24 protein-coding genes are annotated in these 22,799 nt (G+C 69.1%); 15 read left to right on the forward strand and 9 right to left on the reverse strand.

From position 1 onward, the window contains the following. The first annotated feature begins 103 nt into the window (after nt 1-103). The 3 genes from BZG35_RS01095 to BZG35_RS01105 all read left to right on the forward strand — a co-directional run bounded on the left by BZG35_RS01095 (nt 104) and on the right by BZG35_RS01105 (nt 4,646). On the forward strand, nt 104-1,267 hold the full coding sequence (locus tag BZG35_RS01095) for a CehA/McbA family metallohydrolase (protein WP_077353958.1): 1,164 nt from the start codon (nt 104-106) through the stop codon (nt 1,265-1,267). 253 nt (nt 1,268-1,520) lie between these two features. Next, nucleotides 1,521-3,830: a TonB-dependent receptor gene (locus BZG35_RS01100; protein WP_171981847.1), complete on the forward strand. Its 2,310-nt coding sequence runs from the start codon at nt 1,521-1,523 to the stop codon at nt 3,828-3,830. 147 nt (nt 3,831-3,977) lie between these two features. Next, nucleotides 3,978-4,646 (forward strand): TetR/AcrR family transcriptional regulator, encoded by a 669-nt coding sequence (locus BZG35_RS01105; protein WP_077353960.1) that lies wholly within the window; start codon nt 3,978-3,980, stop codon nt 4,644-4,646. Nucleotides 4,647-4,745: 99 nt separating this feature from the next. Here the strand turns inward: BZG35_RS01105 and groL are convergent, their stop codons facing one another. The 3 genes from groL to pgi form a co-directional block, all read right to left on the reverse strand. After that, on the reverse strand, nt 4,746-6,401 hold the full coding sequence (gene groL, locus BZG35_RS01110; RefSeq protein WP_077353961.1) for a chaperonin GroEL: 1,656 nt from the start codon (nt 6,399-6,401) through the stop codon (nt 4,746-4,748). A gap of 113 nt (nt 6,402-6,514) precedes the next feature. Further along, nucleotides 6,515-6,799 (reverse strand): co-chaperone GroES, encoded by a 285-nt coding sequence (gene groES / locus BZG35_RS01115; protein WP_013267610.1) that lies wholly within the window; start codon nt 6,797-6,799, stop codon nt 6,515-6,517. 136 nt (nt 6,800-6,935) lie between these two features. Next, the gene (gene pgi / locus BZG35_RS01120) at nt 6,936-8,543 is read right to left on the reverse strand and encodes a glucose-6-phosphate isomerase (RefSeq protein ID WP_077353962.1); all 1,608 of its coding nucleotides are present in this window, start codon (nt 8,541-8,543) and stop codon (nt 6,936-6,938) included. A gap of 84 nt (nt 8,544-8,627) precedes the next feature. Here pgi and BZG35_RS01125 point away from each other — a divergent pair, with 84 nt between their 5' ends. Then, nucleotides 8,628-9,104 carry a hypothetical protein gene (locus BZG35_RS01125; RefSeq protein ID WP_077353963.1) on the forward strand — a complete coding sequence of 159 codons (477 nt, stop codon included), beginning with the start codon at nt 8,628-8,630 and terminating at the stop codon, nt 9,102-9,104. On the opposite strand, the gene BZG35_RS01130 is transcribed toward BZG35_RS01125, so the two are convergent. The 3 genes from BZG35_RS01130 to BZG35_RS01140 all read right to left on the reverse strand — a co-directional run bounded on the left by BZG35_RS01130 (nt 9,101) and on the right by BZG35_RS01140 (nt 11,992). Then, a complete protein-coding gene (locus BZG35_RS01130; RefSeq protein ID WP_253189230.1) occupies nt 9,101-11,278 on the reverse strand; it encodes a protein-disulfide reductase DsbD in 2,178 nt (725 codons plus the stop codon). The two genes, BZG35_RS01125 and BZG35_RS01130, sit on opposite strands and share 4 nt — an antisense overlap. Before the next feature lie 94 nt (nt 11,279-11,372). Next, the gene (locus tag BZG35_RS01135; protein WP_150125880.1) at nt 11,373-11,546 is read right to left on the reverse strand and encodes a Flp family type IVb pilin; all 174 of its coding nucleotides are present in this window, start codon (nt 11,544-11,546) and stop codon (nt 11,373-11,375) included. A 29-nt stretch (nt 11,547-11,575) separates the two neighbouring features. After that, complete coding sequence (locus BZG35_RS01140; RefSeq protein ID WP_077353965.1) at nt 11,576-11,992, reverse strand: (deoxy)nucleoside triphosphate pyrophosphohydrolase; 417 nt, start codon at nt 11,990-11,992, stop codon at nt 11,576-11,578. Between the two features lie 146 nt (nt 11,993-12,138). Between BZG35_RS01140 and BZG35_RS01145 the strand changes: the two genes are divergently transcribed. From BZG35_RS01145 to BZG35_RS01160, 4 genes are all read left to right on the forward strand, one after another. Continuing rightward, a complete protein-coding gene (locus BZG35_RS01145; protein ID WP_077353966.1) occupies nt 12,139-12,582 on the forward strand; it encodes a DUF350 domain-containing protein in 444 nt (147 codons plus the stop codon). Between the two features lie 6 nt (nt 12,583-12,588). Then, nucleotides 12,589-13,419, forward strand: coding sequence for a serine protease (locus BZG35_RS01150; protein ID WP_077353967.1), 831 nt, complete (start codon nt 12,589-12,591; stop codon nt 13,417-13,419). A 7-nt stretch (nt 13,420-13,426) separates the two neighbouring features. Continuing rightward, the gene (locus BZG35_RS01155; RefSeq protein ID WP_077353968.1) at nt 13,427-14,071 is read left to right on the forward strand and encodes a LysE family translocator; all 645 of its coding nucleotides are present in this window, start codon (nt 13,427-13,429) and stop codon (nt 14,069-14,071) included. An 85-nt stretch (nt 14,072-14,156) separates the two neighbouring features. Then, nucleotides 14,157-14,705 (forward strand): hypothetical protein, encoded by a 549-nt coding sequence (locus tag BZG35_RS01160; protein ID WP_077353969.1) that lies wholly within the window; start codon nt 14,157-14,159, stop codon nt 14,703-14,705. 19 nt (nt 14,706-14,724) lie between these two features. Here BZG35_RS01160 and BZG35_RS01165 read toward each other — a convergent pair whose 3' ends face one another. Next, a complete protein-coding gene (locus tag BZG35_RS01165) occupies nt 14,725-15,465 on the reverse strand; it encodes a DUF6065 family protein (protein ID WP_077353970.1) in 741 nt (246 codons plus the stop codon). Nucleotides 15,466-15,518: 53 nt separating this feature from the next. Here BZG35_RS01165 and BZG35_RS01170 point away from each other — a divergent pair, with 53 nt between their 5' ends. The 7 genes from BZG35_RS01170 (at nt 15,519) to BZG35_RS01200 (ending at nt 21,037) form a co-directional block, all read left to right on the forward strand. Further along, nucleotides 15,519-16,049: a prolyl-tRNA synthetase associated domain-containing protein gene (locus tag BZG35_RS01170; protein WP_077353971.1), complete on the forward strand. Its 531-nt coding sequence runs from the start codon at nt 15,519-15,521 to the stop codon at nt 16,047-16,049. A 133-nt stretch (nt 16,050-16,182) separates the two neighbouring features. After that, the gene (locus BZG35_RS01175) at nt 16,183-17,427 is read left to right on the forward strand and encodes an alkaline phosphatase (RefSeq protein WP_077353972.1); all 1,245 of its coding nucleotides are present in this window, start codon (nt 16,183-16,185) and stop codon (nt 17,425-17,427) included. Nucleotides 17,428-17,556: 129 nt separating this feature from the next. Further along, nucleotides 17,557-18,459, forward strand: a complete 903-nt coding sequence (locus tag BZG35_RS01180; RefSeq protein WP_077353973.1) for a co-chaperone YbbN — start codon at nt 17,557-17,559, stop codon at nt 18,457-18,459. Between the two features lie 13 nt (nt 18,460-18,472). Beyond that, nucleotides 18,473-19,132, forward strand: a complete 660-nt coding sequence (locus BZG35_RS01185) for an LON peptidase substrate-binding domain-containing protein (protein WP_077353974.1) — start codon at nt 18,473-18,475, stop codon at nt 19,130-19,132. A 111-nt stretch (nt 19,133-19,243) separates the two neighbouring features. Next, nucleotides 19,244-19,438 (forward strand): Trm112 family protein, encoded by a 195-nt coding sequence (locus tag BZG35_RS01190; RefSeq protein WP_077357705.1) that lies wholly within the window; start codon nt 19,244-19,246, stop codon nt 19,436-19,438. Between the two features lie 17 nt (nt 19,439-19,455). Beyond that, nucleotides 19,456-20,061, forward strand: coding sequence for an alpha-ketoglutarate-dependent dioxygenase AlkB (locus BZG35_RS01195; RefSeq protein WP_077353975.1), 606 nt, complete (start codon nt 19,456-19,458; stop codon nt 20,059-20,061). A 70-nt stretch (nt 20,062-20,131) separates the two neighbouring features. Beyond that, nucleotides 20,132-21,037 (forward strand): dienelactone hydrolase family protein, encoded by a 906-nt coding sequence (locus tag BZG35_RS01200; RefSeq protein ID WP_077353976.1) that lies wholly within the window; start codon nt 20,132-20,134, stop codon nt 21,035-21,037. Here the strand turns inward: BZG35_RS01200 and grpE are convergent. Together grpE and hrcA are read right to left on the reverse strand one after the other, a co-directional pair. Continuing rightward, nucleotides 21,034-21,645, reverse strand: a complete 612-nt coding sequence (grpE, locus tag BZG35_RS01205) for a nucleotide exchange factor GrpE (RefSeq protein ID WP_077353977.1) — start codon at nt 21,643-21,645, stop codon at nt 21,034-21,036. The genes BZG35_RS01200 and grpE overlap by 4 nt on opposite strands. 29 nt (nt 21,646-21,674) lie before the next feature. Then, a complete protein-coding gene (hrcA, locus tag BZG35_RS01210; protein ID WP_371454828.1) occupies nt 21,675-22,772 on the reverse strand; it encodes a heat-inducible transcriptional repressor HrcA in 1,098 nt (365 codons plus the stop codon). Nucleotides 22,773-22,799 lie beyond the last annotated feature (27 nt).

Below are 22,799 nucleotides of genomic sequence, written 5' to 3' on the forward strand. Positions count from 1 at the left end.
GCGACGGAGTGGCCGGCCCGCCTTCCCGCCCGGATGCTTCATCGGGACGTCATGCCGCACGGATATGTCAGCCGCTGTCACCAGACCCCGCGGATCCCTGCTCATGAAAACGCCCCTTCTCGCCCTCGGTCTTGCCCTGTCGCTGGCATCGCGGTCCGTCGCGGCCCAAAGCGTTCCCCAGGCATCGGACCGAGGCACGCCCCCCACCGGGACGTGGCTCAGCGGCGATCTGCACGTCCACTCCCGTCACAGCACGGAATCGACCAACAATCCGATCCGAAAGATCCTCGCTGTGGCCCGCGCGAACAACATGGGCTTCCTGCTGATCAGCGATCACGACAACCACCAGGCCGGTGATGTGGCTGGCCATACCTGGGCCGATCCGGAGTTTGTGGCCGACGATATCGTGCTGCTCTACGGGGCGGAGTGGACCACCAACCGCGGGCACGCCAACATCATGGCGGCGCAACCCTATGACCATCAGGCCCTGTATGATGTCCGCGACGCGCGCGATTGGGACATCAAGACGATCAAGGACGCCTTGGGGGTCCACCTCTCGGCCAACCATCCGACTGGCAAGGACCATTTCGGATTCAGCTTCGACCTGGCGGATTCGCTGGAGGTCTGGAACTCGGTGCTGTGGCCCAGAAACGAGGCGTCGCTGCTGGTCTGGGATGACATGCTTCGCTCGGGCCGCCGCCTTCCCGGTCGTGGCGGCAGCGATTCCCATCACGGGTTGCCACAGGGAGACGAGGTGGCCACGCCCCAATCCACGGAAGCGACGGCCAACAGCGTTGGCACACCCACGACATGGGTCTTCGCCGCAGACCGAACCGGTGAGGCCGTCATCGCTGCGCTCGAAAGCGGCCGCGTCTCGATCAGCGCCAATCCGGCATCGCCGCGCGTGGAGCTGACCGCTGACCTCGATGCCGACGGCACGCCGGACCTGATGATGGGCGACAACGTCGTCGCATCGGGGCAACCGGTGCGGTTCGAGGTCCGGCTGAACGGCGACCGAGAGGCAGGCCTGTATCGCATCCGCATCATTCGGGACGGGGGCGAACTCTCCGTCATCGACCTAGACGGCGCGGTGACCGATCGCGTCAGCTTCACGGACGCGCCGGTCACCGGAGCGCGAACCTACTACCGCGTGGAAGTCCGCGGGCCACAGACGCCGTTTCCATCGCTGGTGAACTGGCAGCGGGTGGCGGGTGACATGGTCGCCCTGTCCAATCCCATCTATTTCAACTTCGACCCGGACTTCTGAGCCGGTCTGAGGATCCGCGGCGGACCGGCGGCTGCGAAAACATCGCGAGACTGCCGCCCACCTGTCACGCAGCGACGATATGTCAGTCACTGTCATTTTGACATGGGGGGTTGTCATGAAAATTCGTCTCGCGGCGTGCGTTTCGCTTCTGGCTCTGACTGCAGGCACTGCGGGGGCTCAAGAGAGTGAGGTCTCACAGGCCGGCTCCGGAGCCCCAAGCGCAGAGGCACCGGGCACGGCGCTGGATGATGTCGTGGTCACCGGCGCGAAGTTCGGTCGCACGCTGAAGGATACGGCGACCAGCGTCGGCCTTCTGTCCGGCGCGGACATCGAAGACCAGGTCCTGATCACCGCCGAGGACGCCTATGACCAGCTGGTCAACGTCAACGTCGCCGGGGCCAACAACCGGTTCGTGATCCGCGGTATCCCCTTCGACAACGTCAACGGCGCCGGCTTCGGCCAGCTGGGCACGCTGTACGTCGACGGCGTTCGCCTGGGCGACAAGAGCACGGCGTTCGGGCCGGACATGCTGTGGGACGTGCGCTCGGTCGAGGTGCTGCGCGGGGCCCAGTCGACGCTGCAGGGGCGCAACGCCCTGGCCGGGGCCATCTATCTGAACACCAACGACCCGACCTACAGCTTCGACGCCCGGGCCCGGGTCATCGCCGCGGAAGGCGACGACTATTCCGCCTCCATCGCCGTCGGCGGCCCGATCATTGATGATGTCCTGGCGTTCCGGCTGACGGCCGACCATCACGAGAGCCGGGGCTTCATCTACAACCCGGTGCTGAAGGAGGACGCCGATCTCGTCGACGATTATCAGTACCGCGCCAAGCTGCTGTTCGAACCGTCTCAAGACCTGACCGTGCGGGCCGTGGTCAACTACGCCGACATCAACCGCAGCGCCGCGTCGTCGGACACCCGCGCGCTCGGCGCCGACGGCTTCCTTCCGCGCAGCGCCAGTCAGGTGCCCGGGTTCGAGGCCGGGATCGCGGGTCAGGGGGACGCCGGCCGTCGCCAGACCTTCAGCAATATCGCCGACTTTGAACTGAACAAGACCCTCGCCGCTGCCGTTACCGTCGACTACGACATCAGCACTGCTCTGACGCTGACGTCCGAGACCACCTATTCGGACACGGATGATTTCGAGCAGGACGATCCGGACACCGGGATCTACAACTACACCGGCCTGCGGACGCCGACGGTCGCGCTGCTCAATCCCTACGGCATCGGCGATTTCGACTATGTGCGCGCGGGCACCGTCGCGGCCGACCCGATCGCGATCCAGCAGGAAGATTTCGAGATCTTCAGCCAGGAATTCCGGCTGAAGTACGATGCCGGCGGCCGCCTGCGCTATCTGCTCGGGGCCTACTATACGCAGGAGCGCGAGCGCGAGGACAACTTCAGCCTGCTGGTGTTCCGCAATGTGCGAAACCTGATCATCGATACGGCGCGGGGCCAGGGCCTGCCGGCGGCGACGGCGGCCCAGTTCGCCTCCTTCTATCCCGACGACGTGGCCCTCTACACCTTCAACGCCCAGCCGGTGGACGTCGAAAACCATGCCGTCTACGGCGAGGTGGATTTCGATCTCAGCGACCGGCTGACGCTCAACGCCGGCCTGCGTTACGACAGCGAGGACAACACGTCCGGTGTGGTGACCTCGGGCGAGATCCTGGGACTGGCCAATCCCGCGACCCTGCCGATCCCGGCGCTTCGTCCGCTGGCGGCCGCGATCGGCGCCGCCCTCGACCCGTTCGTCGAAGCCACGTCGACGTCCGAACTCAGCTTCGACGCCTGGCTGCCCAAGGTCGGGATCCGCTACGATGTCGACAGCAGCCTGACCCTGGGGGCCGTCGCCCAGCGCGCCTATCGCGCGGGCGGCGTCAGCGTCAATGTGGTGCGCCAGCTGGTGACCGAATTGGCCCCGGAGTTCACCACGAACTACGAGGTCTACGCCCGCAAGACCCTGGGGGACTTCGGCCGGATCAGCGCCAACGTCTTCTATGTCGACTGGAAGGACCAGCAGGTCACCGTCGACCTGTCGACGCGGCAGAACGATCAGGTCGGGGCCAATGCCGGCCAATCCGAACTGTACGGGTTCGAAGTGGAGTTCGAGGCCAACCTGACCCCCGAGTTCAAGCTCAACGGGGGCCTGGGCTACAGCCACACCGAGTTCGTGTCGTTCGACATCCAGCTGCCGGCCTCCACGGCGGGACTGGGTCTCGCGGTCGACCCGGCCGGCCTGGACGGGCTCGAGGGCAACAGCTTCGCAAACGCCCCGGAGTGGAGCGCGGTGCTGGCGGGCTCCTGGACCCGAGGTCCGATGTTCGCCTCCGGCAGCGTCAACTATCAGGATGAGAGCTTCTCCGACACGGGCAACACCCGGGTCAACGATGCCCGGACCCTGGTCAACCTGCGCGCCGGCTATGATTTCGGCCAGGTCCGCGCCTCGGTCTTCGCGCGCAACGTCTTCGACGTCGAGTATGTCGCCGGACAGGATGCCTTCCGGCCCCTGCTGGGCGATCCGCGCGTCGTCGGCCTGGTTCTCGAAGCCCGGTATTGATCGCACCCCCCGTCCGATGGTCGCCAGCGCGGCCGTCGGACGGCATGGCGGCCGGTCCTTTCGCCCTGGAACGATGCCGGCAGCCGGGTTCGTCCGGTCTGATCGTCCATCGCTGGACACCGCCGATCACGCGGGCCTAGATGAATCATGAGCCATGGGACCGACCTCATCCAGCGTGAAGGCACTACCGACCGGAGAGCGCAGACCCGGCTTTCGGTGCGACGTGCAATCCGGGATGCGGCGCTTGAACTGTTTCACGAGCGCGGCTTCGATTCAGTCACCACCACCGATGTGGCGCGACAGGCCGGCGTGACCCAGCGGACGCTGTTCCGCTATTTCGAAACCAAGGAAGCCCTGCTCTTTGACGGGCTCGACATCCACGACTGGTTCGCCTCGGCCATGCGCCGGCACGATGTGTCGGACCCCTACACCCGAATTCGGTGCGGCCTCGAAGACCTTGCCGACGCTTATGATGCTCACGCCGCGATCCTGCGGCGGCACTATGAAATCATCTCGGCCTGTCCGGGTCTCGAGCAAGCCCAGAGCCGCCACAACGGCCTGATCGATCGCGAGCTGGCGACGGTGATCCGGACCAGTTTCGATGCGCCGTCCGCCCTTGCCGCTGACGTGGCAGCAGGTGCCGTTCTAGGCCTGATGCGACCGATCATTCGGGCCTGGCTGCTCTGCAAACTCGAGGGCCCAATGCGGCCCTATGCCGACCGGGCCTGGCCCACAATCGCGCGTCTGATCGACGAGGGCTTGGCCTGCGGGGCCGGGGTGAAGACGTCGGTCCGAGACGGGACGTCCGCATCTTGACGGAGCCGTTCGGTCAGAAAGACGTCCGAACGTAGAAAAGGGGGTGGGGCCTGCTGGCTCCACCCCCTTCTGTCTTCAGCCGGTCGGCTGAACGACGGACTAGAAGTCCATGTCGCCCATGCCGCCCATGCCGCCGCCGCCCATGCCGCCACCGGCACCGCCGGCGGAGCCCTTCTTGGGGGCGTCGGCCACGGCGGCCTCGGTGGTGATCAGGATGCCGGCCACGGAGGCGGCGTCCTGCAGAGCGGTGCGCACAACCTTGGCGGGGTCGATGACGCCGGCCTGGATCATGTCGACATACTCTTCGGTCTGGGCGTTGAAGCCGTAGGTGGCCGAGGGGTTCTCCAGCACCTTGCCGACCACGATCGAGCCTTCGACGCCGGCGTTCTCGACGATCTGACGGATCGGGGCCTGGATGGCGCGCCGGATGATGGCGATGCCGGCGGTCTGGTCGGCGTTGTCGCCGGTCAGGCCTTCCAGGGCGCGGGTCGCCTTCAGCAGGGCGATGCCGCCGCCGGGGACGATGCCTTCCTCAACCGCCGCGCGGGTGGCGTTGAGGGCGTCGTCGACGCGGTCCTTCTTCTCCTTCACTTCCACTTCGGTCGAGCCGCCGACGCGGATGACGGCGACGCCGCCGGCCAGTTTGGCCAGACGTTCCTGCAGCTTTTCCTTGTCGTAGTCGGACGAGGTGTCCTCGATCTGCTTCTTGATCTGGCCGATGCGGGCCTCGATCTCATCCTTGCCGCCGACGCCGTCCACGATGGTGGTGTCGTCCTTGGTGATGGTGACCTTCTTGGCCTTGCCGAGCATGTCGATCGTGACGTTCTCGAGCTTGATGCCCAGGTCTTCCGAGATGACCTGGCCGCCGGTCAGGACGGCGATGTCCTCCAGCATGGACTTGCGGCGGTCGCCGAAGCCCGGCGCCTTGACGGCGGCGACGCGCAGGCCCCCGCGCAGCTTGTTGACGACCAGGGTGGCCAGGGCCTCGCCCTCGATGTCCTCGGCGATGATCAGCAGCGGGCGGCCCGACTGGACCACGGCTTCCAGGATCGGCAGCATGGCCTGAAGGCTCGAGAGTTTCTTCTCGAACAGCAGGATGAGGGGTTCCTCGAGCTGGACCTCCATCTTGTCGGCGTTGGTGATGAAATAGGGCGACAGGTAGCCGCGGTCGAACTGCATGCCCTCGACGACGTCGAGTTCGGTCTCGGCGGTCTTGGCTTCCTCGACCGTGATGACGCCTTCGTTGCCGACCTTTTCCATGGCGCGGGCGATCATGTCGCCGACTTCCTGGTCGCCGTTGGCCGAGATGGTGCCGACCTGGGCGATCTCGGAGTTGGCGCTGACCTTGCGGCTGGAGTCCTTGATGTCGGCCAGGACGGCGGTGACCGCCTTGTCGATGCCGCGCTTCAGATCCATCGGGTTCATGCCGGCGGCCACGGCCTTGAGGCCTTCCTGGACGATCGACTGGGCCAGGACGGTGGCGGTGGTGGTGCCGTCGCCGGCCTTGTCATTGGTCTTGGAGGCGACTTCCCGGATCATCTGGGCGCCCATGTTCTCGAAGGCGTCTTCGAGTTCGATTTCCTTGGCGACCGAGACGCCGTCCTTGGTCGAGCGCGGGGCGCCGAAGGACTTCTGGATCACGACGTTGCGGCCCTTGGGACCCAGGGTGACCTTGACCGCATTGGCCAGGACGTTGACGCCGCGCAGCATCTTCTCGCGGGCGTCGGTGGAGAACTGAACTTGTTTGGCAGCCATGAGGCAGCTCCTAAGAAGGGGGTTGGGGGTGGGTGGCTAGTGGTCGCTGGGATCGGCGGCGGCGGCGAACCGGTTGCGGTCGCGCCAGCCACCCATCACCAGCCACCAGTCACCTAGAGGACGCCGAGAACGTCCGACTCTTTCATGATGATCAGGTCTTCGCCTTCCAGCTTGACCTCCGTGCCCGACCATTTGCCGAACAGGATCCGGTCGCCGGCCTTCAGTTCCAGGGCGTTGACCGTGCCGCGCTCGTCACGGACGCCGGGGCCCACGGCGACGACTTCGCCTTCCTGGGGCTTTTCCTTGGCCGTGTCGGGGATGATGATCCCGCCCTTGGTCTTGGATTCTTCTTCCACGCGCTTGACCAGCACGCGATCGCCGAGAGGACGAAACGCCATGTGTGATGTCTCCGTATAGCTCTAAGGTTTTGAAGCCGCCCCCCCGAACCGGCTTTGGCAGCCGTGACCCGAGAGTGCTAACGCGCAGCGGAGATAAGAGCGTTGAGCCTGAGCGTCAAGGCGTCGCGGCGGGCGGCTAACCCATCAGACGGGTCAGAAGGTTCGCCGTTGACGGGTCCAGGCCAGACGAGGGCGCACCCGCCGAGACGTCGGCCAGAATGGCCTTGGCGAGCACCTTGCCCAGCTCCACGCCCCACTGGTCGAAGCTGTTGATGTCCCAGATCACCCCTTCGACGAAGGTCTTGTGCTCGTACAGGGCGAGCAGGGCCCCGAGCGTCTGGGGCGTCAGATGCTCCATCACGATCGTCGTGGACGGCCGGTTGCCGGGGAAGGTCTTGTGCGCGGCCAGCTGGTCGATGTCCTCGGCGGCGGTTCCGGCGGCCTCGAGCTCGGCCCGGGCCTGATCGGTCGTCTTGCCCAGCATCAGGGCCTGACCCTGGGCCAGGGCGTTGGACCACAGCGGCGCGCCGGCCGCGCCGTCCAGGGTCTCGGCCACGATGACGAACTCGGCCGGGACGACCTGAGGCCCCTGGTGGATCTGCTGGAAGAAGGCGTGCTGGCCGTTCGTGCCCGGCTCGCCGAACACCACCGGACAGGTCTGACGGGTCACAGGGCGGCCGTCGCGGTGGACCCGCTTGCCGTTCGACTCCATCTCGAGCTGCTGCAGGAAGGCCGCCAGGCGGCGCAGGCCATGGGCATAGGGGGCGACTGTCCGGGCCGGACGATTGAGGCCGTCGACGTTCCAGATCTGGGCCAGGGCCATAAGGACCGGCGCATTTTGCTCAAGGGGAGCCTCGACGAAATGGTCGTCCATGGCCCGGGCTCCGGCCAGCAGGCCGTCGAACACGTCCGGCCCCAGGGCGATGACGCAGGACAGGCTGACCGCCGACCACAGAGAATACCGCCCGCCGACCCAGTCGCGGAAGCCGAAGGTGCGGCCGCAGCCGAAGGCCGCGGCCCGGTCGGGGGCCGCCGTGACGCCGATGAAATGCTTGTCGCGGCCCGTCTCGGGCAGGCCCGCCGCCAGCCAGGCCTTGGCGACCTCGGCATTGGCCAGGGTCTCCTGGGTGGTGAAGGTCTTGGACACCACCACGACCAGGGTGGTCTCGGGGTCCAGGTCAGTCAGGGCCTCGGCCATGTCGCGCGGGTCGATATTGGCCACAAATCGCAGGTCGAGGGCGGGGTTGAGGGGCTTCAGCGCGTCCCAGACCACCCGCGGCCCCAGGTCCGATCCGCCGATGCCGATGTGGACGAGGGTCTGGAACGCCCGGCCCGTGGCCCCCGTCTCCCGGCCCGCCCGGACGGCCTCGGCGAAGGTGGCCATGGCCTGCCGGACCTCCTGGACCTCGCCCGACACGGCCTCGCCCAGGGCGTGGAAATCGGCGTCGTTTCCGGCCCGCAGGGCGGGGTGCAGGACGGCCCGGCCCTCGGTGTTGTTGACCGCCTCGCCGCCGAACAGGCGCGCGCGACCGGCCTCGACGCCGGCGGCGCGCGCCAGATCCAGACAGGCGTCGAAGGCGTCGCGGGTCCAGCTCTGTTTGGACAGGTCGAGATACAGGCCCGCCGCCTCCACGCTCATCCGGGCGAGACGATCGGGATCGGCGGCGAACTGGTCGACGATGCGGGCGTCTGCGTCGCGCGCGGCGGCGGCGTCGAAGCCGGTCCAGATGTCAGCGTCGGTCATGGCCTGTCCTCTCGATAATCAAGCTCTCGTTTACGGGTCGGGCGTAGACCGGTTCAATCGCGGAATCGCGAAAAGGATCAGACCATGTCTTGTGGCATCGCCCTCGCCGTCTCGCTGCTGCTCTCGGACCCCACGGTGGCCCTGGCGGCCGCCCAGCCGGCGGCGGTGGCCGGCGCGCCCGTATCGGTCGCGTCCGAGCCCCTGTTCACCGACATCGTCACCCAGGCCAGCGCCCTGAAGGCGATCGTCGACGCGTGGGGGCCGACCGGCGCGTCGCCGACCGCGTTCGAAACCTTCAAGGGGCGCGCCGCCGCCCTGTCGGCCCTCGATCTTCAGGCGCACCTGGTCCTCAAGGAACGTGGCACGGACGGGGACCTGAAATGCATCCTGCGCGGGATCTCCGAGGACATCCCGGTCAAGATCCAGGCCGTCGAAACCGCGGCGACGCCCGAGGCCCGCGCCACGGCCCTGTCGGACCTCGCCTATCTGCTGAACGACAATGTCGAGGTAATCACCGCCCCGCCGCAGCCGGACGCCCAGTCGGGCGTGGAGGCGAACTAGCGAGCCTCGTCCAGGGCCTCGATGACGAGGCCCTCGGTCAGGAGTTGCGGCAGGATACGGGGCCGGGCCTCGCCTGGGGCATAAACGAGATACAGAGGCACGCCCGAGCGGCCGTGCGCGGCCAGTTCCCGGGCGATGGCCGGGTCGCGCCGGGTCCAGTCGGCGACCAGGTAGACGGTGTCGGTCCGGGTCACGGCCTCGGCCACACGCGCCGTGTGGAGCGCGGTGCGTTCATTGATCTTGCAGCTGACGCACCAGTCGGCGGTGAAGTCGACCAGAACAGGGCGACCTTGGGCCAGGGCCCCGGCCACGGCGTCGGGTGACCACGGCCGCGCCTCCGGGCCCGCGCCCTCGACCGATCCGACGCTGTTCGAGGGGGGAACGAGGGTGGCGGCGACGACCACCATGACCGAGATCGCCACCGACAAGGCCGAGACGACCCCCAGCGGACCACCAACGACCCCCGCAGCGGCCAGGCGCTGACGCCGTCCGAAGGTCCAGGCCGCAACGCCCAGCAGAATCGCGCCGACCAACAGCAACAGGGCCGCCGACCCGCCCTGCTGGCGCTGGAAGACCCAGGCCAGCCACAACGCCGTGGCGAACATCGGCACGGCCAGGACCTGTTGCAGCCGCGCCATCCAGGGGCCGGGTCGGGGGAGACGCGCGAGCAGGCGGGGCGACAGGCTGAGCGCCAGATAGGGCAGGGCCAGGCCGAGCCCGAGGAACAGGAAGACCAGCAGGGCGAGGGGCGCGGGCAGGACCAGGGCCGCGCCCAGGGCCACGGCCATGAAGGGGGCGGTACAGGGCGCGGCCACGACCACCGCCAGGACGCCCGTGAAGAAGGCCCCGATCGGCCCGTTGAGCCGGGCCAGGCGGGAGCCGCCGACCGCCTGCAGACCCAGGCCGATCTGGAACAAGCCCAGCAGATTCAGCCCCACCGCCAGCATCAGCAGCGCCAGCACCGCCACCACCGGCGGCGACTGCAGCTGGAAGCCCCAGCCGATCTCCTGACCCAGGCCGCGCAGCAGCAGCATCCCCGCCCCGAGCAGAAGGAAGGTCACCACCACCCCGGCCAGATAGGCGAAACCGTCGATCCGCGCCTCGCGCGCATCCCGAGACGACCGCGCGAGCGATGCCGCCTTCAGCGCCAGGACGGGAAAGACGCAGGGCATCAGGTTCAGGATCAGCCCGCCCAGGAAGGCGAACAGCACCGCCTGGGCCGCCGCCCCCGCGTCAAACCGGCCCGCGACCGCGTCGTCGGTCGCCACGGCCTCTCCGTCCGTTCCTGACAGGACCGGGCCGGGCCGGGCCACGATCTCCCAGGCCCCGGCGTCGGTGGCGAGCACCCCGGACAGGGGCTGGGTCAGACCCGCCGCGCTCAGATCGTCGGTCGGATCCAGCCGCAGGCTCAAGCCCGCCGGTCCCCGCGCCGCCGACAGGGCCACGTCGTGGCTGATCTGTCCCGTTTCGAACGGATAGAAGGTGGCCCGCGTGATGTCGGCCCCGGCCAGCGGCCCTCCCGTCGCGCTGAGCACCAGCCGGTCGCCGACCAGGGTGGCCCGGGCCGTGATGCCGGCCGGGCGGGGCGCGGTCTCGACCAGCCGCTGGATCGCCGCCCCGTCCGCACCGGCCAGGGGGGCCGCCCCCTCGCGGATCGGCAGATCCAGGCGCAGGGTGAAGCTGTCGGGCACGCACATCTCGTCGCTGCAGACGAACAGCACCGCATCGACCGTCAGGGGCACCACGCCGCCGACCCGGGCCGAGGCCGGAATGTCGATCGGCACCGGCAGGAGGACGTCGCCCTCATAGCCCAGATTGACGATGTCCTGCAGGCGCTGGCGCTGCGGCAGGGGCCACAGGATGTCGCCGGCGACGATCCCCGTGGGCAGGGCCCAGTCCAGGGTGGTCGGTCCGCCGGAGTCCCCGGGGTTGCGCCAGTAGGTATGCCAGCCGGGCCGGATCTTCTGGCGCAGGGCCACGATCGCCGTGGACCCGGGCGCGGCCCAGGCGCTCATGGCCACCAGCTCGACCTCGATGCGCGCATTGCTCTGGGCGCCCGCCGGTGCCGCAGAAACCAGACGCGACTGACCGGCCTGGGCCGCCGCCTCGGCGGGCAGGGACAGCCCGCCCGCGAAAAGGGTCAGCAGCCAGGCAGACAGGACCGACAGGCGCACGCAGAGCTCTCGGCGAAGGAACAGAGGCGCGACCCATACCCCCACGGCGCGTCGCCCGCCACGCCCCAGAGGTCGCGGCCGATCGGGGCCGACGTCAGGCGAGGGCGCCGTCCATTGCTGTGAAAAGCGTACCGAACAGATCGGACAGACCGGATGCGAAGACCGACACGGCGGCCAGGACGGCCACCGCGAGAATGGCTCCGATCACGGCGTACTCGATCGCCGTGGTTCCACGCGCGTCATGCAGGAAGCGGCGAAGCAAGGACATGGTCGCGTGCCTTTCGTGGCCCATCGGCCTCAGAGCAGGTCCCGCAGCCAGGCCACCAGAGGGGCGTCGGCCGGGGGCATGGGATAGTCCGACAAGGCGTTGGGCCTCACCCAGGCCAGTGCGGCGTGCTCGCGCGCGACGACCACGCCGGACCAGCGCCGGCACAGGTAGAGTGGCATGAGAAGGTGAAACGAATCGTAAGAGTGGCTGGCAAAAACGAACGGGGCCAGACAGGCCTCCTGCACGTCGATCCCCAGCTCCTCCTGCAGTTCTCGGATCAGGGCGGCCTCGGGGCGTTCCCCGGCCTCGACCTTGCCCCCCGGAAACTCCCACAACCCCGCCAGGGCCTTGCCCTCCGGCCGCTTGGCAATCAGCACCCGGCCGTCCACATCCACCAGGGCAGCGGCGACGACGAGGACGGTGGGCGGGAGGGGCGAGGGCGTCATTCCGCGCTGATACCGTCTTGCGTAACGCCAGCGCAATCATTGGTCACGCAGTGTGTCCCCGGCGTCCTTGCCGATTGGGGCCATAATCGGGCAAGACGTTTTGCTTTCGTTCCGCACGCCTGCCCTGTGTCCTAGCCCGAGGCCTTATGGCTCCTTCGTCCCTGTCCGAGACCCTGTCGAGCCCGGAGGTCCAGGCCTTCGCCAGTGGCTTTCCCGTGCTCGTGCTGCATCTGGTGGTCACCTTCTTCCTTCTCGGCACCGGGGCCGTGGTCTACGGCCTGCTGACGCCGTGGAAGGAGATCGCGCTGATCCGCCAAGGCAATGCCGCGGCGGGCGTGGCCTTCGGCGGCGTCCTGGTCGGTCTGGCCATTCCCCTGGCGGTCTCGCTGTCGGTCTCGACCTCGGTCGCCGACATCGCGGTGTGGGGCGTGGCCACCCTGGTGCTGCAGCTTCTGGCCTTCCGCATCGTCGACATCGTGCTGACGGGCCTGCCCCAGCGGATCCAGGAGGGGGAGGTGTCCGCCGCCGTCCTGCTGGTCTCGGCCAAGCTGGCGACGGCGCTGATCCTCGCCGCCGCCCTGACGGGCTGAGGCCCGATGACCCTGCCCCGGCCCGCCGACCTGTTGCTCTATGCGGGAGCCGGCCTGCTTCTGGTCTTCGCCTCGCTGGCGCAGCGCGAAAACGCCGACGCTCCGCCCGCGCCCCCGCCGCTCGATGCGGTCGAGGGGGCCCTGCTGGGACCCGTGACCCCCTTCGATCCGGCCGTGACCGTGATCTCGCCGGACATCCCGTTCCAGCCGGCCTCCGGGACCGCCTTTTCGATCGCCGGCGAGGGGCGCTGGCTGACAGCGAAACACGTGGTGGAAGGCTGCCGCCGCCCGGCCCTGGTGGTCGGCGGGGGGCGCGCGGTCGCGGCCGACGTCCGTCTGTCGCCGCGCGCCGACATCGCGCTCCTGATCACGACCGGGGGGCCGCCCGCCCTGCCGGTGACCACGACCGCCCCCCTGCGGGTCGGTCAGCGCGCCTTCCACCCCGGCTTTCCGCAAGGCACGGCGGGGGAGGTGACGTCGCGCCTGCTCGGTCGCGAGGTGCTGCATGTTCGGGGGCGGGGACAGCGCGACGAGCCGGTTCTGGCCTGGGCCGAAGTGGGCCGGACCGAGGGTCTGGACGGGACGCTGGCCGGGCTGTCGGGCGCCCCGGCCATGGACCGGCGAGGCCGGGTCGTCGGCATGACCATCGCCGAGGCCCCGCGCCGGGGCCGGATCTACACGACCTCGCCCGACACCCTGGGCCCCGCCATCCGGGGCGAGCAGCCGGCCGGGGAGCCGCTGCTGAGCGAACCGGTCACCATCGAGAATTATGGCCGCGTCGCCGATGATCTGAGGCGGGACCTGCGCGTGGCGCAGGTCGTCTGTCTGTCGGCCTGATCGCTCCATGCCGAGCCTGACCCTGCCGGTCGATCCGCATCTGTTCGTCGTCTTCGTCGGGGTCATGGCGGTGCTGGCTGCGACGCCCGGCCCGGCCAATCTGTTCGCCATCGCCACCGGGATCGAACGCGGCCGTCGTGCGGTCCTGGTCGCGGTCCTCGGCATGAATACCGCCACCCTGGTCTGGTTCGCGGCGGCGGCGCTCGGCCTGGGCGCGCTCGTGGCCGCCTTTCCGCAGGTGTTCCGCGTCGTGGCGATGCTCGGGGCGCTCTACGTCGGCTGGCTGGGGCTCTCGGCCCTGTTGGCGGCGGTCAAGCCGCGCGCTCCAGCCGAAGCCGACGAGGGCAGGGTTCGCCCGCAGCGCCCGGCCTTCGTCGACGGCTTTCTGGTCCAGCTCGCCAACCCGAAGATCGTCCTGTTCTTCTCCGCCGTCCTGCCGCCTTTCATGGATGTCGCGCGCCCGGCCGGTCCGCAGTTGGCGGTCTTTGCAGGCGTGTTGATCGGCATGGACCTGATCACCATGACCGCCTACGGTCTGGGGGGCGCGACCCTGGCCCGGCGGATGGACGACCCGACCTTCAGGCGCGTCTTCAGCGTCTTCGTGGGGCTGCTGCTGCTCTCGGCCGCCGCCCTGATTGGTTTGCGATTATAGGGACTTGCTTATTCGCGGAACGGGCGTGTTCATGTCCCGTTCAGGTCAAAAGGCGGATAACCCGCCCTCCTCCTGGAGTTCTCCCATGTTACGCCCGACCAAGACATTTCTGATGGTCGCCGCCGCCGCCCTGACCTTGGGCGCCTGTGCCACCGCCACACCCTATGCCCCCGCCGGGTTCAACGGCCAGCGGGGCGGCTATGCCGAACAGCGGCTGGAGAGCGACCGCTTCCGGGTCAGCTTCTCGGGCAACTCAGTGACCTCGCGCGAGCAGGTCGAGATGTCGCTGCTGCTGCGCGCGGCCGAACTGACGACCGAGAACGGTTTCGACTGGTTCTCGACCGCCAACCGCGCCACCGATCGCGATACGCGGTTCCAGACGATCGGCGATCCCTTCTTCGATCGCTACCGCTACTGGGGCCCGTCCTGGCGCTACTACGGCCGTCGCGGCTGGAGCCCGTGGGGCGATCCGTTCTGGGGCCGTTCGGACTTCGACGTCCAGCAGATCGACCGCTATGAGGCCACGGCCGAGATCGTCATGGGACGCGGCGCCAAGCCGGCCGGCGATCCCAATGCCTTCGATGCCCGCGAAGTGATCTCTAACATCGGCAGCCGCGTCTCCCGCCCGATGTAACGATGGATCCCCGGGTCGGTCAGCCGACCCGGGGAGTCTTCAGACGCCGCTTGTTGGCGTGCGTCGCCGGGGCGTTGCCGAGCGCCTCCGGAATCTCGCCCTTGAAATAGAACCGCTGCCAGGCCTCCTTGGCCGCGTCCGGATCGCCGGACGCCAGCCGCGTGTTGAAATCGGTTCGCTGGCGGTTCCAGGCCTCGAACTGGCCCTTCATCACCGGGTTGGACTCCAGCGTCCGGATCACCGGCTGCACCTGTTCCAGCTTGCGATGCTCGACCAGGTTGATGAAGCAGAAGGGCTCCCCGCGTTCGAACTTGATCCGCCCGGGCCGGGTGAAGATCCAGTTCATCGTGAAGGGGAAGGGAAGCCAGTCGGTCTCGATCAGCCCGACCAGGGGCTGAATCCCGTCCTTGAGGTGATTGGGCGAGCCCGAGCAGATCATCCCCCAGCCCGGCGGCGTCCGGAACAGATACTGGGGATGCATGGTCAGGACGCCGCGCGAGAAGTGCGAGGTGACGAAATGGTCCAGCTCCGGCTGCGGCCGTTCCGGCGTGATGGTGATGTCCGACTGCTGCGGCCCCCCGTTCCACTCCGCCGTGAAGGTGAAGGGGCACAGGATCTCCCAGCCGGTCGTATTGGCCATGGTCAGGGGCAGGCAGCGGTAGGGATGCCGGCTGACGAAGGCGTCCATCCAGTTCCGCGACTGGCGCCCGGGCACCATGTCCGGCGGCCGCGACGACATGGGATAGCATTCCAGTTCCAAGGCGGGGCATCCTTCAGGCAGCGATCGAGCCAACCCTCCTAACCCGGCCGGCCATGACCACTCAACCGCCCCCGACCCCGGCCTTCGACCGCGACGGCCTGCTGGCCTGGATGGCGGCCCACGGCATCGATCACACGACGCATGACCATCCGGCCGTCTTCCGGGTCGAGGAGGGGCTCGAGATGAAGGCCGCCCTGCCCGGGGCCCACACCAAGAACCTCTTTCTCAAGGACAAGAAGGGTCGGCTGTGGCTGATCTCGGCGCGACAGGACACGGTCATCGACCTCAAGGCCGCGCCCCGCGCCATCGGCTCGGACCGGCTGTCGTTCGGCAACGAGACCCTGATGTGGGAGACGCTGGGGGTCCGCCCCGGGTCGGTCACGGCCCTGGGCCTGATCAACGACGTCGAGCGGCGGGTCGGCTTCGTGCTCGACCGACGACTGTGGGAGGCCGACATCGTCAACTTCCATCCCCTCACCAATACGGCCACGACCGCCCTGCCCCAGGCCGCGTTCCGACGCGTTCTGACGCTGCTGGGGCGCGACCCCCAGGTGGTGGATTTCGGTCCGCCCGCGGCGGGATGACGGTCAGGCACGGACGCGCCGGTACGGCCGTCGTCGCCGTCCTGACACGGATGAGGGTGTATCCCACGGACGCGACCGCGGGACCGCAGCGCCGCGCCGATATCGAACCGCCTGCTTTCCAAAAGGCCTACCCATGCGCATCGCCCGCAGTCTGACCATCGTGGCCGTTTCGGCCCTGCTGGGCCTGGCCCCGGCCGCCGTCGCGGCGCAGGAGCCCGCGCGGAGCCCGGTCGTCGCGGCGCAGAGCGATCGCGCGGCCGCGCGCCCCGCGCCGGCGCGCAACATCATCCTGTTCCTGGCCGACGCCGGCGGCGTGTCCGTGCTCTCGGCCGCCAGCCTGATGGCCTATGGCGAACAGTTGCGACTGCATGTCCAGGGATGGCCGCACCTCGGGTTGAGCGAGACGTCGCCGGTGGACGAGTTCGTGTCCGATTCCGCCAACGGCATGTCGGCGATCGTCACCGGGGTCAAAACCCGCAACGGGGTCATCAGCCAGGGTCCGGACGCCGTCCGCGGCCGGACCGACGGGGTCCCGACCAAGACCCTGCTGGAGTATGCCGAGGCGCGCGGCCTGCGCACCGGCGTCATCACGACCCAGGCGATCACCGACGCCACCCCGGCCGCCAACTATGCCCACGCCAACGACCGCAACGACTGGGGCGGGATCTTTCCTCAGGCCTTCGCGCCCCGGTTTGGCGACGGCGTCGATGTCCTGATCGGGGCGGGCCGCCAGCCGATCGCGGAACAACTCGCGGCGCGCGGCACCAGCTTCGCGGCGCTGGGCGAGGCGCATGATCGGCCCGTCTATGACACGCTCGACGCCGCCCCCGAGGCGAACCAGCGACCCATCGTCGTCGCCGACGCGATCGGCGCCCGCGCCGCCACCCTGCGCGCGCTCGACATTCTTGAGCGGTCGGACACCGGCTATTTCCTGGTCGTCGAGTGGGACGCCCATACGGACGATCCCCGTCAGGGCCTGCAGAATGTCGTGGATTTCGACAAACTGATCGCCGAGGTCGAACAGCGCGTCGACCTCGACGACACCCTGCTGCTGTTCACCGCCGACCACTCGTTCGGACTGCAGGTCGACGGGGGCCGGCGGGGTCAGCCGCTGCTGGACGGCTATGAGGCGTGGAAGGCCGCGGGCGTCGAGGGGATGGTCCGGCTCGATCACGTGCTGGTCAACACCACCCACACGGCCGAGGAGGTTCCCGCCCTGGCGATCGGAGCGGGCGCCGAGGGCGTGCGCGGCTATTTCCCCAATACCCATCTGTTCGAGGTCATGATTTCGGCCTGGGGCTGGAGCCCGGATACGGCGCCGTCGGATCCGGTCCGGTCCGACAGCGAAGCCGCGCGCCCGGACGCCGACGGCGCCTGAGGGTCGAGTCCGCAGTTCCAGACGCTCCTCGTGGCGCGACGTTCAAGACGCGTCCGCGCCTTGCCTCATTGGCGTCCCGCGACCATCTGAGGCCTTCCGCGTTACCACGGACTGCAGCAGAGACCCCTCATGAGCCTTGTCGACCCCACCACGCCCGCGGGCGCCGATGACCTGATCAAGGACGGCTCCGACGCCGGCTTCATGGACGACGTAATCGCCCAGTCCAGGATCCAGCCCGTCATCGTCGACTTCTGGGCCACCTGGTGTGGGCCCTGCCGCACCCTGACCCCGGCGCTGGAGAAACAGGTCCGGGCCGCCGGCGGAGCGGTCAAGCTGGTCAAGATCGACGTCGACAAGAACCCCGCCTATGCCGGGCAGCTGCGGGTCCAGTCGATCCCCACCGTCTATGCCTTCGTCGACGGCCAGCCGGTCGACGGCTTCCAGGGCGCGGTTCCCGAAAGCCAGATCAAGGCCTTCATCGAAAAACTGTCCGGCGGGGCCGGCGTCAACACCGACGTCGAACAGCTGCTGGCGCTCGGTGAGGAATCGCTCGGCCTCGACGACTTCGGCGGGGCGGCCCAGGCCTTCGCCCATGTCCTGACCATCGAGCCGGAGAACGAGACCGCCATCGCGGGCATGGCGCGGGTCTATCTGGCCGGAGGCGACGCCGACCAGGCGCGCCAGACCATCGCCATGGCCCCGGCCGACTCCAAGAACGCCGCCGTGATCAGCCTGCGCGCCCAATTGGCCCTAGCCTCGGCCGCACCGGCCAGCGAGACCGAGACCCTGGAAGCCGCCCTGCGCGCCGATCCGTCCGACCATCAGGCCCGCTACGACCTGTCGCTGGCCCAGGCCGCCTCGGGCGACCTGAAGGGGGCGGTCGCCAGCCTGATCGATATCGTCCAGGCCGATCGGGATTGGAACGACCAGGCCGCGCGCAAACAGCTGCTGGTGGTGTTCGAGGCCGCCGGCCTGTCGTCCGACATCGCCAAGGACGGGCGCCGTCGCCTGTCCTCGATCCTGTTCGCTTAAGAGGGGTGCCACGATGGCCCAGGGCTACGTCAAGGCGGTCGACCTGCCCCAGGTCATTCCCGTGTTTCCCTTGCCGGGGTCGATCCTGCTGCCGCGGGGCCAGCTGCCGCTGAACATCTTCGAGCCGCGCTATCTTAACATGATCGACGACGCCATGGCCGGAGACCGGGTGGTGGGCTTGATCCAGCCGGTCGGCGGCCCCAGGCCCCTGCCCAGCCTGGCGGCCGTGGGCTGCGCCGGGCGGATCACCAGCTTCGCCGAGACCTCCGACGGTCGCTACTTGGTGACCCTGACCGGGGTGGCCCGGTTCCGCGTGGCGTCCGAGCTGCCGACCCAGACTCCTTATCGCCAGGTCCGCGCCACCTTCGCCCCGTTCGAGGCCGACCTGACCGCGCCGGTGGGCGGGGAAAGCTTCCAGCGCGAAACCTTCCTGGCCGCCCTGCGGGCCTATCTGGAACGGCGCCAGCTCGAGATCGACTGGGAAACCGCCGAGGCCGCGCCGCAGGAGGCGCTGATCAACAGCCTGTCGATGGCGCTCCCGTTCGAGGGGCCGGAGAAGCAGGCATTGCTGGAAGCGCCCACCCTCGACGACCGCGTCGCCGTCCTGACCGCCCTGATGCGCATCGACGCCGCCGAAATGGGCGACGGCGACACGCCGTCGTCGATGCAGTGAAAGATGAGGCAGTAGGCAGTAGGCAGTAGGCAGTAGGATTGAGGGCCAACTGGGCCTGATGTGACGACGATCCCCCTTGCTACTGCCTACTGCCTACTGCCTACTGCCTTGATGAGCGACACCTTCAACACGCCCTCCTCGGTCGACCCCCGCCTGCTGGAGGTCCTGGTCTGCCCCGTCACGCGCGGCAGCCTGGAGTACGACCGGGCGGCGAGCGAACTGATCTCCAGGGGGGCGAAACTGGCCTTCCCGATCCGCGACGGCGTGCCGATCATGCTGCCGGACGAGGCGCGGGCGCTGGACTGATCCCCATCGGCCCGACGATGGAGCCCTTTCCCGAGCTGCCGGGGTTTCGCTACTGGCCCGGCGCGCTCGACCGGGCGGGACAGACCGACCTCCTGTCGGAGATCCAGGCGGCCCTGGTGGAGGCCCCGCTGTATCAGCCGGTCACCCCGGGCGGGAAACCGTTCTCGGTGCGGATGACCAACCTGGGCCGGGTCGGCTGGGTTTCGGACCGGGCCGGCTATCGCTACCAGGCCACCCATCCGGACAACGGCCGGCCCTGGCCCGCCATCCCGGAGACCCTGCTGGCGCTGTGGGACACGCTGACCGAAGGCCTGCCGCCGCCGGACGCCTGCCTCGTCAATCTGTACCGCGACACCGCCCGGATGGGCCTGCACCAGGACAAGGACGAGGCCGACCTGGGCGCCCCGGTGCTTTCGCTCTCGCTGGGCGACACGGCGGTGTTCCGCATAGGACCGGCGGCCGGCGGGCCGACCCGGTCGCTGCGGCTCAGCTCGGGTGACGTCTGCGCCCTGAACGGCCCGTCCCGGATGGCACGGCATGGCATCGACCGGCTGCTGGCGGGATCCTCGACCCTGGTGCCGGGCGGAGGACGGATCAATCTGACCCTGAGGCGCGCGACCTGAGGCCGCACGCGGGCGTGACTCGACCGCGGCGGTTCCTTGACCCACAGTCGCGCGACCGAAGGAGCCCACCATGACCATCCTGACCCGGCCCGAAGGCCTGACCGCCGAAGACCTGAACCTGTCGCGTCGCGGCCTGGGGGCCCTGACCCTGGGGGCCGCCGTCTTCACCGGCTATGCCCCGGCCGCCCTGTCGCAGTCGGCCCAGCCGATCGTCACCGACGCCGAAGGGCTCGCGGTCGCGATGGTGACCTACCCCGCCCCGGACGGCTTCGACCTGCCCGCCTATGTCGCCCGGCCCGAGGGGGAGGGCCCCTTTCCCCTGGTGATCGTGGTGTCCGAGATCTTCGGCCTGCACGCCTATATCCAGGACGTCTGCCGCCGTCTGGCCAAACAGGGCTATGCCGCCATCGCTCCGGCCTTCTTCGTCCGCGTCGAGGATCCGGCCCCCCTGTCCGACATGGGACGTATCCAGGCCATCGTCGCGGAAGCCAAATACGATCAGGTCATGGGCGACATCGACGCCACCCTGAGCTGGGCCTCGGGCCAGCTGTGGGCCCAGGCCGAACGGGTCGGCATCACCGGCTTCTGCTGGGGCGGCAAGGTGGTGTGGCAGGCGGCCGCCCGGTTCGCCGCCATCGACGCGGGCGTGGCCTGGTACGGTCGCCTGGCCCCCGCCGCCACGGCCACGGCCGAGCAGACCGAGGGCGGCCGCCCCTGGCCGGTCGATCTGGCCGACGACCTGAAGGCCGTCGTCATCGGCAACTACGGCGGGCAGGACCAGGGCATCCCCCTGGCCAGCGTCGAGGCCATGCGGACGGCCCTGGTGTCAGCGGGGGCCACCGACAGCGGGATCAAGGTCTATGACGACGCCCAGCACGGATTCCACGCCGATTATCGCCCCAGCTACAACCCCGCCGACGCCGCCGACAGCTGGTCGCGCCTGCTGGCCCTGTTCGAGGCCAGGCTGAAAGCCTAGGCCTGGCCGTCGAAGGTCCCGCCGTTGCCGCCCGGGACGGTCCCATAGGGGTTCGCGCCCTGCGGACCCGAGCCCTTGGCGGCCACGACGACCATGGCCGGGCGCACGGTGCGGCCGAACAGCTCGTATCCCGCCTGCATGGTCTGCACCACGGTGCCGCCCGGAGCCTCGGTCGAGGGCTGTTCCATCATGGCCTGGTGCAGGTGCGGATCGAAGGGATCGCCGAGGGCCGGGGCCAGCCGCTTCAGTCCATTGGTCTCGAACGCCTGAAGCAGCGACTTCTGCGTCAGCTCCAGCCCGTTGATCAGGCCCGCCGCCGCCGAGTCCGCATCCTTGGGCGCCGCCATCAGGGCGCGCTCCAGATTGTCGGCCACGCCCAGCAGGTCCTTGGCGAAGCGCTGGATGGCGAAGGCCCGGGCGTCGTTCATCTGGGTCTCGGTGCGACGCTTGACGTTGTCGGCCTCGGCCGCCGCCCGCAGCGCGCGGTCCTTCCACTGGTCGCGCTCGGCGATCACGGCGTCCAGCGGGGCCAGATTGTCGGGATCCGCATCCAGCCCAGCCTCGGCATTGGCCAGGGCCTCGTCCAGCTGGGATTCGAGGTCGCCCATTTTCTCAGAGCCTGTATTGGTCGTATCGGTCACGTGTCTTGTCCGTCCAGGATGCGGCCCAGCACCCGGGCGGTGTAGTCCACCAACGGGATGATCCGGGCATAGTTCAGTCGAGCGGGTCCGATCACGCCGATGGCGCCCAGAACCCGCTGGCGGCCCGTCATATAGGGCGCCGCGACGACAGCGGAACCCGAAAGCGAAAACAACCGCGTTTCCGCCCCGATGAAGATGCGCACGCCCTGCGCCGCATTGACCCCGTCCAGCAGGCCGATCAGCTGTTCCTTCTGCTCCAGGTCGTCGAACAGGACCCGGACCCGTTCCAGGTCCTCGGCCGCGCCCGCGTCCTGCAACAGATTCGCCCGGCCCCGCACGATCAGCGACCGCTCCCGGTCGGGCCCGCCCGACCAGGCCGCCAGCCCGTCCTCGACCAGCCGCGCGGCCGCCGCGTTCAGCTCCTGGCGGGCGGCGGTCAGCTCGGCCCCCATCTCGCTGCGCGCCTCAGCGAGGGGCCGGCCCTTCAGCCGGGCGTTGAGGAAGTTGGAGGCCTCCTGCAGCGTCGAGGGCGTGACCCCCGCCGCCAGGGTCATGATCCGGTTCTCGACCGAGCCGTCGTCTCCGACCAGGACCGCCAGGGCCTGATCCGTGCCCAGGGCCACGAACTCCACATGCTTGACGCCCGCGTCGCGGATCGGGGTCGCCACGATCCCCGCGCCGCCGGCGAGGCCCGAGAGCAGCGACGTCGCCTCGCCCAACGCTTCCTCGAATCCCTTGCCGCGCCCGGCCAGCCGCCCGTCGATCTCGCGGCGTTCCTCGGCCCCGATGTCGCCGATCTCCAGCAGGCCGTCGACGAACAGCCGCAGGCCGGCATGGGTCGGGATGCGCCCGGCCGAGGTGTGCGGGGCCGCCAGCAGCCCGGCCAGGGTCAGGTCCTGCATGGTGTTGCGGATCGAGGCCGGCGATAGCTGGACGCCGCCCCGGGACACGGTGCGCGACCCGACCGGCTCGCCGGTCTGGAGATAGGTTTCGACCACGGTGCGAAAGATGTCGCGGGCGCGGGCGTCCAGCGCCGTCAGACCGCCGACGGGGCCGGTCTGGTCGGCGAAGGGCGACGGGTGGGGGGCATACAGGCTCACCCTTTCAGGATAAGCAGCCCG

It is taken from the genome of Brevundimonas sp. LM2 (assembly GCF_002002865.1).
Taxonomy (GTDB): domain Bacteria; phylum Pseudomonadota; class Alphaproteobacteria; order Caulobacterales; family Caulobacteraceae; genus Brevundimonas.

Bases quoted from the DNA above. Each gene is read 5' to 3' on its own strand.
- BZG35_RS01150 (WP_077353967.1), top strand. From the start codon at position 12,589: ATGACCCTGCCCCGGCCCGCCGACCTGTTGCTCTATGCGGGAGCCGGC.
- BZG35_RS01095 (WP_077353958.1), top strand. From the start codon at position 104: ATGAAAACGCCCCTTCTCGCCCTCGGTCTTGCCCTGTCGCTGGCATCG.
- pgi (WP_077353962.1), bottom strand. From the start codon at position 8,543: ATGACCGACGCTGACATCTGGACCGGCTTCGACGCCGCCGCCGCGCGC.
- BZG35_RS01155 (WP_077353968.1), top strand. From the start codon at position 13,427: ATGCCGAGCCTGACCCTGCCGGTCGATCCGCATCTGTTCGTCGTCTTC.
- BZG35_RS01185 (WP_077353974.1), top strand. From the start codon at position 18,473: ATGGCCCAGGGCTACGTCAAGGCGGTCGACCTGCCCCAGGTCATTCCC.
- BZG35_RS01180 (WP_077353973.1), top strand. From the start codon at position 17,557: ATGAGCCTTGTCGACCCCACCACGCCCGCGGGCGCCGATGACCTGATC.
- BZG35_RS01195 (WP_077353975.1), top strand. From the start codon at position 19,456: ATGGAGCCCTTTCCCGAGCTGCCGGGGTTTCGCTACTGGCCCGGCGCG.
- BZG35_RS01175 (WP_077353972.1), top strand. From the start codon at position 16,183: ATGCGCATCGCCCGCAGTCTGACCATCGTGGCCGTTTCGGCCCTGCTG.
- groL (WP_077353961.1), bottom strand. From the start codon at position 6,401: ATGGCTGCCAAACAAGTTCAGTTCTCCACCGACGCCCGCGAGAAGATG.
- BZG35_RS01170 (WP_077353971.1), top strand. From the start codon at position 15,519: ATGACCACTCAACCGCCCCCGACCCCGGCCTTCGACCGCGACGGCCTG.
- BZG35_RS01135 (WP_150125880.1), bottom strand. From the start codon at position 11,546: ATGTCCTTGCTTCGCCGCTTCCTGCATGACGCGCGTGGAACCACGGCG.
- BZG35_RS01145 (WP_077353966.1), top strand. From the start codon at position 12,139: ATGGCTCCTTCGTCCCTGTCCGAGACCCTGTCGAGCCCGGAGGTCCAG.
- BZG35_RS01200 (WP_077353976.1), top strand. From the start codon at position 20,132: ATGACCATCCTGACCCGGCCCGAAGGCCTGACCGCCGAAGACCTGAAC.
- BZG35_RS01125 (WP_077353963.1), top strand. From the start codon at position 8,628: ATGTCTTGTGGCATCGCCCTCGCCGTCTCGCTGCTGCTCTCGGACCCC.
- grpE (WP_077353977.1), bottom strand. From the start codon at position 21,645: ATGGGCGACCTCGAATCCCAGCTGGACGAGGCCCTGGCCAATGCCGAG.
- BZG35_RS01190 (WP_077357705.1), top strand. From the start codon at position 19,244: ATGAGCGACACCTTCAACACGCCCTCCTCGGTCGACCCCCGCCTGCTG.
- BZG35_RS01140 (WP_077353965.1), bottom strand. From the start codon at position 11,992: ATGACGCCCTCGCCCCTCCCGCCCACCGTCCTCGTCGTCGCCGCTGCC.
- BZG35_RS01105 (WP_077353960.1), top strand. From the start codon at position 3,978: ATGAGCCATGGGACCGACCTCATCCAGCGTGAAGGCACTACCGACCGG.
- BZG35_RS01160 (WP_077353969.1), top strand. From the start codon at position 14,157: ATGTTACGCCCGACCAAGACATTTCTGATGGTCGCCGCCGCCGCCCTG.
- groES (WP_013267610.1), bottom strand. From the start codon at position 6,799: ATGGCGTTTCGTCCTCTCGGCGATCGCGTGCTGGTCAAGCGCGTGGAA.